The sequence below is a fragment of the Acinetobacter sp. UBA6720 genome (assembly GCF_002454215.1).
Taxonomy (GTDB): domain Bacteria; phylum Pseudomonadota; class Gammaproteobacteria; order Pseudomonadales; family Moraxellaceae; genus Acinetobacter.
The window spans coordinates 19125-35200 of record NZ_DKIK01000177.1 but is presented as its reverse complement, the minus strand read 5'-3'; the positions used below and the strand labels follow the sequence as shown (position 1 = coordinate 35200).

The window sequence follows — 16076 nt, the reverse complement described above, 5'->3', positions numbered from 1 at the left end:
TACTGGTTTTTATTCCTATTCATCAAAAGGAAGGCATAGTTGCATAAGCCGCTCAACCTCTTTTATAGCTCCAGTAAGCACATCACGCTTTTTCCTGTAACTCCCTAAAATATGCCCAGCAAGACTTGCATCAGCTTTCTCTAAGTCCAATTGAAGGCTTAATTTATTGTGAATACTGGTGTGAGCTTGCATTTGCGCATTTAGGTAGTCTTTGGTTTGAAAAAATGCATGCACTAGGGCGCACTTAAACTCAACGACATGCTCAGTATTTCGCATCAAGGTCATCAAGAACGTTGCTTGCTGTTCATTCAGTAATGCTATACGTCGAGTTTGTACACCACCTTCTGTTTCAAAGGGTCGCATTTCAAATGCTACCCTTCCAAACCTATTAAAATGATGTATGTGGGTCTTTATCAATTGCATTACCGCTTTATGGTTTGCTTTAGAGCCATCAGCTATATGCAGTGAGGTGGTTAAAGCTTTAGCATCTTCTACGATTACAATTTCTTGAGTGGTCATAACATTTAACATAGTGTTCTCCTGACGCTTAATTGATAAATCCATCTCACCCAAGCGTCATAAAATGTGGTGAGATAAATTACAGGCATTAAAAAAGCCCTACATTGCTGTAAGGCTTAGTTTGAACTGGTTGAAAAACGGCATTTCTCGATATTCCTAAGAACTCTCATTCACTAGTATTAATATCTGTATCAATATATAGCGAGGCTAAATTTGGCTGGAATTTCCATTTTTGTAGGATTTCACATGTGGTAGGCATAAAAAAACCACTCTGAAGAGTGGTTTGTGTTTACTTAAATATTTCTTTCTTCCTGTAGGAAGAAGCGCCCTTGACTCAGTGTGTCTGACCCATAAAGAATGTTTAAAACACCATCAAAATGCTTTGTGAATTCTTTTACATTGAATGGATACCATCCATGCGGTAAAGGCATGGCAGACAAAACCCCATTACTTGCTCGCACAAACCATGATGTATAAACACCATTCTTGTATTCTTGCTCAATCTGCTGCGCCACCATTAAAACCTCTGGTGGGTATGGTAATGCTTTAACCTCAGGCTCTTTAGTTTTAGCTTCTGCCTTACCCTTTAAATCCATTACTTCCAAATAGTGCTTAGCATCTTCAAAATGAATAGCACGGAGTTCTCGGTAACTTGCAGAATATTTAAAGTGGTTCTTTAAACGACTCCACATTTGAACAATCGTGTTTTTATTGTCACCTGCACGTGTATGGACAATGTTGTATAAAATTCCGCATTGCTCTGGTGAAATGGTCTGCTTACCACCAACCATCCATTCCATTACTTGTGATCTATAAGCACGGATCACCATCAAATGAAATTTTGCGGAAATCCACATTGCGTATGAATAGACTAAATCCTCTACCACATATGTACCTTGGTCTTTCCCTCTCCCACGAATTACATTAATTGCACCAGAATTATGATTCTCAGATTTGAGCATCATAATATTTTGCTCAATTTCCTGAATTAAATCTTTGGTCTGTTCGTTTCGTAAAAAATTAGAAGGTTTGTGTTTCTCTAATCCACCACCAGCTTTATGCAAGTCATTAATGCAATAACGCCCTTCATTATCTTGACGAATTGAAAATTCACCAATAACTAAAGGTTGGTTGTTTGGGTTTAATAGATTTTGTTGTATAGTAGTCATGTTGACTTACCTCATAGTTGTTGACATCAATTAAGCTCCGACTCCGCCAAGATTCAGGGGCTTTTTTGTTGCCTATTGATTTCATGCTTTCGCACTCTCTTGTTGCTTTAAAAATTCTTTGATCGCCTGATTCACAAGATATGTGAGTGAGCGATCCTGCCTCTCAGCAATTTCTTTCAGTTTTTCATGATCAGCATCATTAAAAAACCTTATTTTTAACTGCTGGCCTTTTTGCTGCTTCATAGATAAGTACCTCCTAGCGACATAAATTATAATGTACCTCCTAGCGCCCATTGTCAACACCTCATAGGTACATTAATATAATTTTTTTTCGGTCAATGTTTTATATGAGTGCTAACCAAACCGACCCACAATATAAGTTGCGCTGGTCAGAGGAATTGCGTGATAAAATTCAAGAATCAGCCAAACAACATAATCGCTCAATGAATGCGGATATTGTTGCTCGCCTAGAGGAAAGTTTTACATCTGGATTAGTTGCATCTGACCCATATAAGAGAATGCTTTTAGCTGTCATTGCAGGTATTTTGGCTGAACAAGCTGATAGAGAAAAACCTTCATTTGAGGAAGCAATTGATCGAATAATTAAAGCCATAATGATTGATGAAAATACTTTGCAAAACATGCTGAGCGTCAATAAAAAAGCACCCTAGGGTGCTTTATATTTTCCATCTTTGGAGCCCTTGCAAGCTGCTTGAACTTTATCCAAAACCAACTCACCATTATTTGTAATAGGGTGCTGTTTAATTGATTGATAATATTCAATACCATTCAACATGCAGCTAGCTTCATAATCTTGCTGTGTGATTTCCTGTGGTGGTGCATTCCTGTTCTTATAAGAATTAATAGCAATATCCGCTAAAGCGTATAAAAACATCACTACCACAGCACCAACAACCCCTAGCACACCCAGAATTATTAAATCTCCAACATCGGAGGGCTTATTGCTTGTGCATGAGTGTGATGGTTTGACTAGGTTGCTCCCGCAATTCTCACAAACACCCAATCCTGTTCTGCGCCAGATTTCGTAAACAACAGCAGGAAGAAGAAAAAAGAATGCCAAAACTATCGTGATTATGAAGTTACCACGATCTCTTGACCAGCCTGTATGACCACAGTTATTACAGCCAATGCATTTATTTGCCATTTAGCCCTCAACGCCCACTGCGAATAGTAGTAACTTTGCCATCTTCAATTACAACAGTGAAAGTTTTGCTGCCACCTACATAGCTTAGTTCACGCACTGAAACGTCTTTACCACTCACGTTTTTAACGTAGTCATAATGCGATGTTGGCTGGCCTGCAGCTGCAACCACTTCACCATAGCTTTGACCCTTGCGAACTTGTTTACCGTTAATGCTTGCCCCTGCTAAATTCGCATTTGCTAATGTAAAAACAGACATCAAAGCGGCAGTAATTAATAATTTTTTCATGAATTTACCCTCGTTATTAGTGGGTAAATCATAACGTGCTCAATTTCACATCACAATGTGAAAATTACTGTTCTTTCTCAAGGCTCTTAATAAATTCATTGAACTTCTTATTGATAGCGTTCTGCGCCCGAGTTGCAATCGCTAAATTACGCATCTTCATACGCTCAGCTTTTTGAGCCGCTTTAAGATAGTGTCGGAATGAACCGTAACTCATTTGCATGATGCTTTCATGTGAGTGGCCATTGGATACGAGAAGCTGAAATACATCAAACCAACTACTCTTTTTACGCGGATCCACATCGTCCCGATGTTTAGGTTTTGGCTCGGTGAAGAATGCATCATTCACCTTAATCACAGCATCCAATAACAAGATATTGAGTTCACCCTCTTTCTTGAATAGATCGATGACCTGTTCAATACTGTATTGCAAACAATGGGCTATCAATTGAGTCGATTCAAACGAATGAGCATCAAAGATCATTTGTGTGGTTCCATCTGGATGATTATTCAAAAAGTCTTTAAGGACCTGCGCCGCACCCGACCACTCATCAAAGTTATGCATCTGCAGCTGGTGCACCGATAGCTCACCAACTTTGACAGGTCGGTTTGAAGCTATAAAAAAATCATTCATGATGAAATCTCAAAAAGTACAGGCACAAAAAAAGATGCTTATTGCATCCTATTTAAGTGCCTGTATGTGTTTATGCTGCTTTTGGAATTTGAGTGTAGTAACCGTATAAGCCAAGAGCGCCATCTTTGTCTTTGGTCAGATCACCCAAAGCATCACCGCTGATTTCGTAAGAACCAAATTCTTCATGAATTAGGCCAAAGCTTGAATCAGGTGTTTTCACTGTACGGTGCAGGGCTAAGAACACTTTGTCTTTGCTGATCTTATCAATGCCTTCAAAGAACAATGCATATTCAGCACCGAAATCAGATGCGATCGTAGTGTGTGTCACGGCGCCAGTGGTATAGCCAATAACAACTTTCGGCAAATCATCAAGAAACTCAATCGTCCCATAAACCGCATCTAGCTTATATTTCGTTGATTCAATAGGAACTGGTGTTGATGCTCCATCAGTCACGGTTGGTACAGTCAGATTAAACCCATCAAGCTTGATCTTTTGCCCTTTGGTGACCGCACCTAAATCATGGTCAGCTACGGTTTTGGTCGCTACAGCTACGTTTTTACCCGACAGGATATATGCCAGGTTATCAGCATCAACCTGCTCAAGTGTGCCACTGAATGAAACCGCAGTGGTGTTGTATAGCACCAAATCAGTCGTATCATCACCTGACATTGACTCGGTATGCTCAATTTTGTCAGCTGTGATTTCCAGCGTAAAGTCTGGGATGTTTCCCAACTCTCGCATTGCCCCCACAACGCCTTCAACAATCGGGGCAAGGGAGAACTTACCGCGCAATGAAATGTACTTCTTAGCCATTCGCAGGCACCTCTTTTGATTTTGGTTTAACTTCTGCTTTTACCTCTGGTTTGATTGCTTCAATCACACCATCATCTAAAAGCTGTTTAATTTTTTCTTGTGGAAGATCACCCACAATTTGACCTTTCACCCACGGGCCAATCGGCTTTAGGGCTTTGTATTGCGTTTTCATAAGATTCCTTAATCAGGTTCGGTTTGAATGAATAGCTCAGACTCTAAAACCACAGTTGAGTAAACACAGCTTTTAGAAATGTCTTCTTCGGTATTCATATAAATCAGTGGTTCTGCACTGGATTCAGGCTCCCAGCCACTCAGTTTTTTAATGATCTTAATGGTTAGATCACCAGCCATATCGAATGCTTTAGAACCATCTGTCACCTGAGATGCTGCATGCTTGCAACAAGCTGTCACTTCCCAGACCACTTTCAGTTTAAGTGCATCACCTTTACTTACCACTCCTGCACTTTTGGTACGGCGGAAATTCACTTGAATGTTGGGGGTGATTTGGGACAGTTCAGTAGTTACACCTAGATTCTTAGGGGTATAGATTTTCTTTACACCCCACTCATCCATGAATTGCTCGAGGCGCGCTACGATCTCATCGCGTACCGCATATAGATTTTCATCACTCATCTAGGACAATATCCTCAACAATGTCTAATAAATCCTGCTCGTCATCCGACGTTAAACCCAACCACGCACGTGCAGGCATTTTCACGGTATAAGCACCAACGGTTACGTCTTGAGCAAAGTTAGATCGTGTTTGACGAACAAAACGATTACCAACAACACCGGTCTTTTGGTTTTGTCGGAAGTAAACCGTGCTTTGACGAGCCTCATGTTTAATTTCACCGCCAAAGTGATGGATCGCTCCATACTCAACGTCTGTACCCACTTCAAAACCATTGCTGATTGTATTATTGGTAATAGAGTTCATTAGACGGGATGTATCGCGAAGCGTGGTACCGCCTTGGCGCATCACCCTTACGGATAATGGCCACTTGCCGTATAAGCCCTCACCACGAGACCAGCGATCGCGGATATTCTCCACCAAGGCGGCACCCATACGCTCATAAAGTCTGGACTGACGCTCTTCAACGTCAGCATACAAACTCAGAGCTTTTGAGATCGCTGAGTCACCATCGGTACGGATTTCAATTAATGCGCCTGGCATACGTCACCTCACTTAATGCTCGGCATTTTTCCAAGGACATCGTCACCAAAGACACCACCCGTATAAGTCGTGCCTATTGGTGCTGTAGATGGTTTGTTTTTGGGTGCATCGTCTATAATTTCTTTACTCTGTTCATCAATGATTTGCAGATCCGCTTTCTTGTCTTGGACACGCTTCAAGAAGGCAATCGCATCGTCATAAAGCTTGCTGATATGCTCCAAAGGTTCTTCAGTGTAAAGACGATAACGTGCGATATCACACGCTATACGTTTTAAGTTGGAAGGTACGCTTGCAAGTGGCAAAGAATAACGGCTACCGATGTAGCCGTTAATTTCTTCCTCAGCATCCTGTAACGCTACTTGCACAATATCGACAGGATCTGCACCGCCTTCACGCCCCAACTTAAGATCATCAATAACCTGTGCACCAAACCGTGTTTTTAAATCAACTTCAGTCGCGTACATAGATCACCTTACTTATCGGCCGTAGCTTTCTTGGCTTCGGTAGTGGCTTTCTTTAAAGCAGCTTCGGATGTGGCTAGTGATTTTTCCAAACTCTCAACTTTCTTTTGAAGTTCTGCCACTTCTGCTTCGGCTTTATCCTTACCCTCAATAAGGATTGCCTCATTTGCTTTCAGTTCTACCACTTCTGCAGTAAGGCTTGCAAGCTGAGCAGCGGTACCATCCGCCTTCGGTTGTTCTGGAGCTTTTTCTTCTTCAATAGCTCCTGATGCTAAAAGGGCCTGAAGTTGATTTTCTTCAAGCCCTTTGATTTCATCACCTGGCATAAAATGCCCGATGGATTGTTTTGCGATGTACTTCGGCATGTCTTACTCCTTATAGGGTGATAAAGCCGGTACCACCGACTACACCATTTTTGTTAGAAGGCACGACCAATGGAGCGGATTCTGTCATCAACATGATGCCGCTTGGATCCTCACAGTACCATTGACGGTCAAAGTATTGCTGAGCAACACCGTTGGCCAACATATTTTTGATCTTACAATGTGCCACTGAGCCGTTGGTATCAGAAATCAAAGAGAAGTAATCTTTTGGAATAAAGCGCTTCACCTGACCTTTGTTACGGTAAGTTGCGTCATATACCCAGAACTCGATTCCATCAAATGTCCCTTTGAGAGTTGCTGACTCTTTGACACCAAAGCTTGGTGTAACAGGAACAGAAATACCAGCGTACGGCGTGATGAATTCTTTCTTGAATTCTTCGTTATTCCATAATGCAGCCCATACCAAGCCAGACATAATTGCTTTTTTGGCTTCACCGCCATCAGCTGCCAATTGACGCTCAAGCATAGTGCGGATATCTAAAACCGGTTTAGCACCCGCTTCGTTCCACTTAGTCAACGGCGTATATGTCAGAGAGGCATCACGGCGATAATCAACTAAGTTGTACTCATAGTCATCTGAATGAAGGACATATTTACCATTTTTCAGAAGATCAATCGCCATCATTAGGACTGAGTTATCAATCGCATCATGGTTGCGCTTCATCACCGCAATCTGGGAAATAACCATCTGCTCTTGGAGAGACAACTGCTGATTTCCAGTTGAGATAATCCCAGCGGTGCGTAAACGCTCAAGTAATGAGATTTCAAATGTATCGGCCGGACTAACCTGATTTTTTGGCTTGTAGTAGGCCGGTTTCACATGGCGTACTTCACCCGATTGAGTGGTATCAAATGGCTTACCGGGTTGTTGTGGTGAAACCAGTGGTGCTAGATCATGTTCAGCTGACAATTCAGCCAAAGGTACATCATCACGTGTGAATAATGGGCGATTTGGAAAGAGTTGGTCTAATAGCCAAGTATCCATTGGGCGATAGTTTGAGTGGATTAGTGCTAACTCACCCACATCCAGCAGTTCTAGTGGGGTGCCTTCAATATTAAAAGCTTGTGGCATGTCATTTACACCTTAGAAAGTTCGATTTTGTTTTTGGTTGCTTTGGCGCGTGCTGCATCGTATTGAGCCGTCGTAAGTAAAGTGCCACCAAGTGATACTGCTTCAACGTTAAATACACCACCGTAATACACTGGAATTTCGATTCCATCAGCAGCCTTGATGGTGGCTTCTGCAGCAGATACATCCTGACCACAAATCACATCCCAAGTAGATTCGTCAGTAGCATGGGTCAGCACATTAGCAGCAGATAGTGTTAGCAAATCACCGTATTTATATGCTGTGGCAGTCGTTACTTTTGCATTAGCACGACGTAACTTTTCATTATCCAGAATCAGTCGTTGTGACGTGACCGTGATAGGCGGTACATAGTGAGTAACCATGGATTATTTCCCCTTTTGTTCTGCAAATGCTTGAGCACCAGCTGTGAATTTATGTTTATCACCAGCACCTTGATTACCACCTTGCCCTTGCCCACCCTGACCACCTGTAGCTTGGTGAGTAAACAAATGATTAAGGTGTGATGGAATTTGTTGCTGTTGTTGACCAGCTGGTGGTTGATTACCTGCTGAGAATTGTGTTAATTGCTGGGACATGAATGCAAATGAAGTGTCATCCATATTGGTATAAGACGTCTTTTCTTCAGCGCTAAATTGCTTATTTAAAGATGTTTCAAGCGCTTTGATGTCCGCTTCACGCTTATCAGCTTTGAACTTTTTAAGTTCTGCTTGGGCATCATCACGCTCTTTTTCAGCTTGTTTCTGTGCGGCTTGCGCCTTTTCTAATTCGGTCACGTCTGTGTCCTCTGTGGGTTGGTTAGGGTTATGGCTTGCGGCTACTGCCATCGTGTTTTCATCTGCACCTAAGGCACAAAATGAAACTTCACGAATACGACCACCGCGGAATATCGTAATAGGTCCTTGAAGCGTCTTTCCGTTAACAATCACTGTTTGATCAGCTGCAACTTCTTCAGTCTTAGCAGGCTCAATACGGACAGACATCTGCCACGGAAATCCATCATCTGAGTCTTGTGCTACCTGAGTACCAAACTCATTGCTCATCAAGTCCCCATGTACAACCAAACCCTCTTGATGGCTAATCGTATGAGTATTGATTGCACCTGCCCGTTGGCGTGAGCTGTGTTCTAAAAGTGCTGGAATGCGACCTTTAATCTGCATACTATCCAAATCAAAAATCACTCGTGTCCAATACCAGTGATCTGTAATAACCTCACCGCTATAAGCCACTCCCGAGAAGGTGCGATTCTTTTTACCTTTCTCAACAGGATCTACACTTAGGTCACCAAGCCGAAAGCAATAATGATCCTGCTTTTGTTCATCTGGCATTTTTCATGCTCCATAAATAAACCGCCCTTTAGGCGGCTTCAGTTAATTTTTGACTCATGGTTTCTTTGGTGGTCGAGATAGAACGCAGCACATAGCTCGTACAAGATTATTCACTCTCGATGGGCTACCAATCACAACTACTTTTTTCTCGCAGCCACACGGCGAATAACCATTACCATTTCGACCATCCAAACCACGTCGACACGATTCACATTTTTTAGTCATTAATTCACCAATGCTTTAAGTGTATAAATCATCTTGCCATTCAGCGCTTCAATCGAAACCACTTCAAATGACAAACCCATTGGCATCAATACGCCATGACCAGCATTTAGTTTCTCAAGATCAATACCTAGACCTTTCGCATTCTCAATTTGCAACACCACATCGGAAGCATTCTCAGCCAACAGCAATGGCGAATTAAATTGAATTGTTTGCCCAACTTCATAAGCAACTACATGCTGCAAGGTCACACCACCTGTCACGATTGCAGTTGAATTACTCGCCACGGAGCTTAAGGCTTGCATGTCCTGTCTGAGCCACTGCTTTAAAACATCGTCCGCTTTCGAGCTCGCAGATGCATTTAGGTAGTTAGTAATTGCTGCATCATTACCCTGCACATAATCTAAGAAAGTCTTAATTGCGCTTGGTCGAATGGATGGATCTAAAGGAATAACTGTATTGGCCACCGTGTTGAATAGATCTCTCGATTTATCATCCATCGGGGCTAACAGACTGGTGAGCTTTTTAGATGCAGTCCATTCAGCTTTGATAGCTTCTTTCTGCTCAAGCAGATATTCCTTATCCAGCAATGACTTAGAAATCTTCTGATCCACCAATGTTTCAAGCTCTCCAAATTGCAGAGGGTGTGAACTCCAGTCCAACGCTTCGGCAACCTGAGGCAACTTATCATCTGGTGTGATGCCGTATTTAAGTGCCTGTTTCTCTGTGAGGGCGATGACAGTGCATCGGCAACGGAAAGCAAGCGGAGGATAATGCGTTAGCCAAAATGGGTGATCTATCGGCAATACAATTCGATTCAATGCCAAATGTGCAGGACGTACACGCGAGTCATTGATAGCCGAATACATTAGATACTGACGTTTGTCTTTATTCCGTTGCTGTTGCTGCCAACGTCCATGACCATATGCACTTTGGATGTTGGTGCGAAATACATTGTCCAGGTAATGCTTTGGTAAAACGATTTCAGATTCAGCTACGAGCTTTTGAAAATCATTAAATGTGCCACCTGATGCTAAGGTTTTGTTAAGTGACTTAATCACCGACTCAGCTTGTTCAAGACTCGATAAAAAGCTAACCGTGGTCGCCATCTGCCGTGTCTTAAGATCCATTGAGTAAAACTCATCAGGCAGAACCACTTTTTTACTATGCGCATACTGTAGTGCTTCAAGAAATGTGACTGGTTGCATAGGTTACTTTCCGCTTTGTGCTGTCACATACCCCAATACATCCCCGGCATACAAAGCCTGATCTAAATTCGCTTTAAATTGAGCCTTTGATGCCATGGGGATGAGTTGCATTAAATTGCTTGCTAGATCCTGTGGATCCGTCGACTCAGCCACCAATTGCTTAATCTGATCCTGATTCAATAGCTCAAGATCATCTTGAGCATCTGTCAGTTCATCCACCTCTTGCTGTTCAGGTGACTGCTTTTGCACTGATGCCTTAAAGCTGAATGCTTGATGAGGGAGTGCTGAGAATTGGCTACTTGGAACCACTTGCTCAACTGGCTTTAAATCACCGTCTTGCAAGTTGTACTCGCGAATGAAATATGACTCTGAAAGGTTTGCTCCCGCATTCTTTAAATGCGTATCTCGCTCAGCCTGTTCTTTATTCAATGGCTTTGTTTTTTCCCCAAGAAGCACCTTATGTGGCTTCCAGTCATTCAATACACATAGCGCATCCACAACAGCTTGAAGTGTTGGGGTAACTAATCGAATATCAGACTTAAGCTTATCGCCACGAACATTTTCGTGAACTTGGCCAAGGGCATAACTTCCTTTGCCGTCTGTTCCACTGGTGAGTGTTTGCCCGAGTACAACTTTTTGAATCTGCTGTGCCAAGGTCTTATTGAACGTCTCAAATGCACCATTAGCTGAACCAGATCCTTGAGTTGATAAGATTTGAACATCATCCTCAATATCAATTGAAAGCACACTTTGCGCATGAGCATTGAGTAATGCTTGGCTCATATCATCGGTTTCAGTGTCTTTGCATTTACCCAGCAAGATAGGTGTACCAAATCGCTCCAAGAACTTAGCCCAGAACTTAAATCCATTCTGTTTAAAGAAGAACAACCAATAGAGTGTCGCCAGTAATGCCTTGCCATAAGGTTGTTCAAATGTTGCCTTGCGACGAGTGAGGAAGAACTTTAAAAATTGATCGACTTCTCGATCTGCACCACCACCGTCTTGACGATAGATCAAACGTCCATCGTTTTTAGGCTCAAACCATTGCATTGGCTTTTCTCCAATCCACTGCAACCCTAGATATCCCTCTTGTTTTACTTCATATACAGCCTCTTGTACTGAATATCCAAAGAACAAAGCATTTAAAGCGCCTGCTGCAATCTCAAAGTACCATTCATCAAGCTCTGCTTTTAGATGTACTGCCTCTGGTGTATCGCTAGGCTCAATGCGAAACGGAGTTGCCAATAACGCATCAATACGTGTCTCTACAGCCTGAGCAATTTCATCATCATCCAGCAATACAACTAAGCGATGACGGGTAATACCTGCTTTACGTAATACCTCGTCATTATCAGGACGTCGTCCAAAGTGTGTGAAGAAGTTAGAAATCGCTTCTTGAGTGTATAAACCACCTTTAGACAAAGCCTTCTTTGACGCTTTGTCTTTTTTAGACTTTGCCATGTGTTTTCCTATTGATATGTACGACTTCCAGCACCAGCTGGTTTCTTACCGATTCGAGCTTCATTAAGCTCCGTGAAGCCATCACTACATCCATCCACTTGGTCATCATGCGTACCATTTGGAAAGTTTCGTAGTTCCTCAATGAGTGCTTTATTCCAATCACCTCGGAGCATCTTCACATTGCCGATGTTGACCTGTGCTGCAAATGGCTGTGCCCGGGTAATCTTGTCTCCTGATACTGTCTCAGCTTTAACATTGAAACCTGAAAGCATCGTGATGAAGTTTTTAGCTTGAGATTTACCCGCTTGACCAGGATCTTGGGGTAATCGAATCGAAACAGATTTGCCATCCATTTGAGCTGTTTGCTTAATCGTATTTTCTACCCCATCAGGTCCCCAGCGCCCGCGAACCATATCGACGATGTAAATCATGTTTTCCTTGGTCTTCAGCATTCTTGGACCCGCAGTCCAGTCACCTTCGTTTTCAGAGGCAGCTAAGTCCCAAGCACGAACTTCTTTGATAAATTCCGCAGGTAGTGCATCCACAATTTCAATTCTGTCAGGCTTAAAAAAACCACCCGCAGGTGGTGATGGTAATTGTCGATACTGACCAGAGAAGACATACGGCGCTGCATCTTCCATGACTCTTAATCGTTCAATACTATGTTTTTCTGGCCAGAGTGCTGAGCCATCAGGCTGAATTGCAGGTAAGCATAAGTGTTCCCACTCTTCCCCATTACCTCCATCTAAGAGCCAACCTGCAAGGTCTTGCTCATGCAAGCGCTGCATAATGACAATAATGGGCGTATCAGGTGAGTTTGTTCGAGATTCCAAAGTGTTTTGAAACCATTCAATCACATTGCCACGAATCGTGTCTGAGCTTGCTTCGCTGGCTTTGTGTGGGTCATCAATGATGATAGCCCCACCAAATTCCTTTCGGATCTTACCAGCACCAAAACCCGTGATCGTACCGCCTGTACCCTGTGCGTAGCAGACACCGCCCGCTTGAGTGCGCCAATCATCTTTAGCTTTACTGTCATCCCTTAGCTTAAACTCAGGAAATACACGCTTAAAGGCAGTTTCTTGAACTAGGTTTCGCGTCTGGAATGCGTTATTAGCCGCTAAGGTTGCTGAGTAGCTGATATGAATAAACTCACAATCAGGCACCTTGCCAAAGCACCAAGCCATGAAGTTGATTACAGCTAGCTCTGTCTTAGAATATCGCGGCGGAACGTTAATAATTAAACGCTTAGTCTCTCCACGGAAAACTCGCATCAAAGCATCACAGACAACTCTATGGTGCCAGTTGTGCATCCACTTGTACTTACGACGTTCTTTGAACATGTATCTAGAAAAGAAATACAAATCCTCTTGAGCCTCAATACGAATCGCAAGTTCGCGTGCTGGGTCAGTAATCATCTAAAACCTGCTCCCTCGCTTCAAGGTATCTCTCAGTCGAAATATTAGAATTTACAGTCTCGATTGGCTTGCCATCTTTGCCCGTGATCTCTTGCTTTGTTACACGGCCATCTGTCTCTTGGAAGGCTTGTTTCAGTAAATTCTGTTTAAGCCTTTTGTTTTTCCCTGAATCATCATACATACCTTGAAGCTCTTTAAGGCGAAATGCCTTGTTAGCTATCGCAATGTCTTCGATATTTGCTCGGAAGTCTTTGCGTGTGCGAGTGAACAAGTCTTTTAATTTCTTGCTTAGATTACGTCCTGAGAACTTTGTTGGGTCGTATCCCTCACACTGCCTTCGATCAATTTCGATGCCAAATCTTTGTTGGACAGCATCAGCTACTTGTTGAGGGGTATCAAAGCATGCAAGAGACTGTACTATAAAGATTTTTACAGGCTCTTTAAGTGCCGCCATAATCACCTCTTTGTCATGCTACGTCCAACAAGATAGCCAAAAAAAATCCCCAATCAGGGGGTCATTTTGAAATGTTTGAGTGCGTCCTCAACATTTTCTCTGAATTCATCAGGACACGGGTGAACCCTTTTATTGGGATCATACCGATTAGGTGATTGTCTTTTCGTTAATCCGTAATCACTCTTAACATGTGCAATCCAGCAAGATTTAAATGCTCGGTTGTGCTTATTTTTTAAAAATTCTTGAATCTGTTTGTAGGTAGCCATAGCTTTCTCCTTTTCTTAAATCTATAAGAGTAGAAAATAATTAGAAAGCTAAAATATGATCCTTTTTGCTTATTAATTAATCACACAGTTCCCACAACACGCAGACACATTAAAATCAGATACAAACGGCGCATTCTTGGTGATTTCGACTAAGCGCTTAACGCTGTCGCTTGCACCCCAACGTTTGACCACACCGTAGAACTCTTCAACGTCATGGCCTACCAAGTAATGCTTTGGTAAGCCAGTATTGTCGCTATAAATAATCTCGTCGTCTTGATCACGTTCTACACCAATGTGATAAAGCTCATGCTCGATCAATGCACAGAAATCATGATCTGAAGCTTGCTCACAGAATGATGCATCGATGGTAATGAGATAAACAGGTACACAACCAAACCAATCCCGCATCTGCTGTTCTTGCCGGGCTTTCTTCCATCCACCTTGGTTAAACATCACTTTTTCACATTGGCCCAATACCATGCGCTTTTTAGCCATACATGCAGATGATGCCCAAGCAAATGCTAAAAAGGTTTCATCATCGTGTAGTAGCTCAGAGATATGGTCATGATCTGGATTGTGGAGCTGGCCACCAAGGGTTAGGTAGTTTTTAATCACCCATTCTTTTAATTCCACGGCGGGCGCAAGGCGAATTGCTTCTTCTTCCTCAGCTTGATCTATTAGATCCGTCGGTGGGAATGGTCTGATCCGTTCCATCTTTTAATCTCTTTAATTCATTTAGAATCCAGTTAATCGCATAACCCGACTCAATCGCATGTGGCTCAAAACGCTCAATCTTGTAACCCATATCTTCAGCCAGATCATACTTATTAAATTCGTTTGCCACTTTACAACCACCACGCCCGACGGCCCAAGGACTACCCGCTATTTCAATCAGAAGTCTCAACTTCACAATATAAAAATCGAATCGCCAATTTTTAGTGGATTCAAATTGAAACTTACGCTCATAGCCAATCAGGTGTTCTTCTAATTCTTGGAATAGCGCTTCTTCAGCCTCTAGGTATTTTTCTTTTGCTTTTGGTAAAGGTTTAGAGCGTGGCTTGGTTTTAGGTGGGCGCTTTTTGGTTTTCCAGAAGTAATCGTCTGCGTTCATAAATTGCGCCCATTAAAAAACCACCCGAAGGTGGTTTGCTTAAAACAACATCGACATTTGCCCAAACTCATAAATGGTTAATGTAAGGACTAAAGCCGAAACCGAGATTACAAGCACATCTTGTGAAGTCATACTTATCTCCCTTTATTGTTCTTTTTTTATACTCTCACAACTAGAAATATTTTCAACACTAAAAGAATACATTTCTCACAATTTACAGTGATAGATATGTAAGAAATTATACAAAAATGAAGTATTAGTTAATTAATTGTATAGGGTCATTCTTATATTCTTAACCCGATCTTTCAACTTAATCATGATGCTATCAATCACCAGCAACTCATTACGAGTTAAGCCAGAACATCTGAAGATTCAAATTTCCTCTTATGCCCCAAGATATCTGATTTGCACCAATATTCATCTAACTGAGTGTTAATTAAATCTTCTTCCATAGATTCGAGAACATAAAAAAGCCTTAACTCTTCATTTCTTTCTAGAATCTTAAGTCTATATTTTTCTATTTCAGCCACTCCAGGCTTGGCAATAACTTTCTGAAACCCAGCGCTAAATATTATTGGTGCAACTGGTTTTTCGTATTCACATTGCCACTCTATTTCGTCAGCAACTCCCCCTACAGCTAAAATTTCCCTAACCTTACCTGCAGCTACCCCACCAATGACCGCGATTTTCATAAAAATCTCGATATATAATGTAAAGGTAGATTGATAACACATTAAAATATTTAAACAAGCACAATATTTTAACAAATATTTTCTAAGCTTCAGTTTATATCTAATGACCTACATCCCATATAATGAAGCTATAGGTTATGTATATTTTAGTAATAAGAAAAAACCCGCCAATAATGCATATTGAGCGGGGTTTTATGTGCCGTAATCCGTTCGGCTAAAAGGAAATG

General features: G+C 41.9%; 23 protein-coding genes. 1 reads left to right on the top strand and 22 read right to left on the bottom strand.

Going from position 1 to position 16076, the window contains the following annotated elements:
• Positions 1-15: 15 nt before the first annotated feature.
• The 3 genes from B4F08_RS14985 to B4F08_RS14975 form a co-directional block, all read right to left on the bottom strand.
• A complete protein-coding gene (locus B4F08_RS14985; protein WP_291375112.1) occupies positions 16-564 on the bottom strand; it encodes a Rha family transcriptional regulator in 549 nt (182 codons plus the stop codon).
• 248 nt (positions 565-812) lie between these two features.
• Positions 813-1688, bottom strand: coding sequence for a KilA-N domain-containing protein (locus tag B4F08_RS14980; RefSeq protein WP_291375111.1), 876 nt, complete (start codon positions 1686-1688; stop codon positions 813-815).
• A gap of 81 nt (positions 1689-1769) precedes the next feature.
• On the bottom strand, positions 1770-1931 hold the full coding sequence (locus tag B4F08_RS14975) for a hypothetical protein (RefSeq protein ID WP_291375110.1): 162 nt from the start codon (positions 1929-1931) through the stop codon (positions 1770-1772).
• Positions 1932-2086: 155 nt separating this feature from the next.
• On the opposite strand from B4F08_RS14975, the gene B4F08_RS14970 reads away from it, so the two are divergent.
• A complete protein-coding gene (locus tag B4F08_RS14970) occupies positions 2087-2359 on the top strand; it encodes an Arc family DNA-binding protein (RefSeq protein ID WP_414632484.1) in 273 nt (90 codons plus the stop codon).
• Here B4F08_RS14970 and B4F08_RS14965 read toward each other — a convergent pair.
• From B4F08_RS14965 to B4F08_RS14875, 19 genes are all read right to left on the bottom strand, one after another.
• On the bottom strand, positions 2356-2853 hold the full coding sequence (locus B4F08_RS14965; RefSeq protein ID WP_291375108.1) for a Pmp3 family protein: 498 nt from the start codon (positions 2851-2853) through the stop codon (positions 2356-2358). The two genes, B4F08_RS14970 and B4F08_RS14965, sit on opposite strands and share 4 nt — an antisense overlap.
• A 7-nt stretch (positions 2854-2860) precedes the next feature.
• The gene (locus tag B4F08_RS14960; RefSeq protein ID WP_291375106.1) at positions 2861-3139 is read right to left on the bottom strand and encodes a hypothetical protein; all 279 of its coding nucleotides are present in this window, start codon (positions 3137-3139) and stop codon (positions 2861-2863) included.
• Positions 3140-3203: 64 nt separating this feature from the next.
• A complete protein-coding gene (locus B4F08_RS14955; RefSeq protein ID WP_291375105.1) occupies positions 3204-3770 on the bottom strand; it encodes a hypothetical protein in 567 nt (188 codons plus the stop codon).
• Positions 3771-3840: 70 nt separating this feature from the next.
• Positions 3841-4584: a hypothetical protein gene (locus B4F08_RS14950; protein ID WP_291375104.1), complete on the bottom strand. Its 744-nt coding sequence runs from the start codon at positions 4582-4584 to the stop codon at positions 3841-3843.
• Positions 4577-4756 carry a hypothetical protein gene (locus B4F08_RS14945; RefSeq protein ID WP_291375103.1) on the bottom strand — a complete coding sequence of 60 codons (180 nt, stop codon included), beginning with the start codon at positions 4754-4756 and terminating at the stop codon, positions 4577-4579. The genes B4F08_RS14950 and B4F08_RS14945 overlap by 8 nt, the downstream gene beginning before the upstream one ends.
• A gap of 8 nt (positions 4757-4764) precedes the next feature.
• Positions 4765-5217: a phage tail terminator protein gene (locus tag B4F08_RS14940; RefSeq protein WP_086207663.1), complete on the bottom strand. Its 453-nt coding sequence runs from the start codon at positions 5215-5217 to the stop codon at positions 4765-4767.
• A complete protein-coding gene (locus tag B4F08_RS14935) occupies positions 5210-5758 on the bottom strand; it encodes a phage virion morphogenesis protein (protein ID WP_291375102.1) in 549 nt (182 codons plus the stop codon). The genes B4F08_RS14940 and B4F08_RS14935 overlap by 8 nt, the downstream gene beginning before the upstream one ends.
• A gap of 8 nt (positions 5759-5766) precedes the next feature.
• Positions 5767-6222 carry a gp436 family protein gene (locus B4F08_RS14930; RefSeq protein WP_291375100.1) on the bottom strand — a complete coding sequence of 152 codons (456 nt, stop codon included), beginning with the start codon at positions 6220-6222 and terminating at the stop codon, positions 5767-5769.
• An 8-nt stretch (positions 6223-6230) separates the two neighbouring features.
• Positions 6231-6584 (bottom strand): hypothetical protein, encoded by a 354-nt coding sequence (locus tag B4F08_RS14925; protein WP_291375099.1) that lies wholly within the window; start codon positions 6582-6584, stop codon positions 6231-6233.
• A gap of 10 nt (positions 6585-6594) precedes the next feature.
• Positions 6595-7674 (bottom strand): major capsid protein, encoded by a 1080-nt coding sequence (locus tag B4F08_RS14920; RefSeq protein ID WP_159151737.1) that lies wholly within the window; start codon positions 7672-7674, stop codon positions 6595-6597.
• A gap of 5 nt (positions 7675-7679) precedes the next feature.
• Complete coding sequence (locus B4F08_RS14915) at positions 7680-8054, bottom strand: hypothetical protein (RefSeq protein ID WP_291375096.1); 375 nt, start codon at positions 8052-8054, stop codon at positions 7680-7682.
• Positions 8055-8057: 3 nt separating this feature from the next.
• On the bottom strand, positions 8058-9017 hold the full coding sequence (locus tag B4F08_RS14910; protein ID WP_291375094.1) for a hypothetical protein: 960 nt from the start codon (positions 9015-9017) through the stop codon (positions 8058-8060).
• A gap of 224 nt (positions 9018-9241) precedes the next feature.
• Positions 9242-10447 carry a phage minor head protein gene (locus B4F08_RS14905; protein WP_291375092.1) on the bottom strand — a complete coding sequence of 402 codons (1206 nt, stop codon included), beginning with the start codon at positions 10445-10447 and terminating at the stop codon, positions 9242-9244.
• Positions 10448-10450: 3 nt separating this feature from the next.
• Positions 10451-11908 carry a phage portal protein family protein gene (locus B4F08_RS14900; protein WP_291375091.1) on the bottom strand — a complete coding sequence of 486 codons (1458 nt, stop codon included), beginning with the start codon at positions 11906-11908 and terminating at the stop codon, positions 10451-10453.
• Positions 11909-11916: 8 nt separating this feature from the next.
• Positions 11917-13326: a phage terminase large subunit gene (gene terL / locus B4F08_RS14895; protein ID WP_291375089.1), complete on the bottom strand. Its 1410-nt coding sequence runs from the start codon at positions 13324-13326 to the stop codon at positions 11917-11919.
• Positions 13316-13780, bottom strand: coding sequence for a DUF2280 domain-containing protein (locus B4F08_RS14890; RefSeq protein WP_291375087.1), 465 nt, complete (start codon positions 13778-13780; stop codon positions 13316-13318). The genes terL and B4F08_RS14890 overlap by 11 nt, the downstream gene beginning before the upstream one ends.
• A 338-nt stretch (positions 13781-14118) precedes the next feature.
• Complete coding sequence (locus tag B4F08_RS14885; protein ID WP_291375085.1) at positions 14119-14760, bottom strand: putative metallopeptidase; 642 nt, start codon at positions 14758-14760, stop codon at positions 14119-14121.
• Entirely contained in the window at positions 14711-15157 is a 447-nt protein-coding gene (locus B4F08_RS14880; RefSeq protein WP_291375083.1) for a hypothetical protein, read from the bottom strand. The genes B4F08_RS14885 and B4F08_RS14880 overlap by 50 nt, the downstream gene beginning before the upstream one ends.
• Before the next feature lie 350 nt (positions 15158-15507).
• Positions 15508-15849, bottom strand: a complete 342-nt coding sequence (locus B4F08_RS14875; RefSeq protein WP_004693401.1) for a hypothetical protein — start codon at positions 15847-15849, stop codon at positions 15508-15510.
• Positions 15850-16076 lie beyond the last annotated feature (227 nt).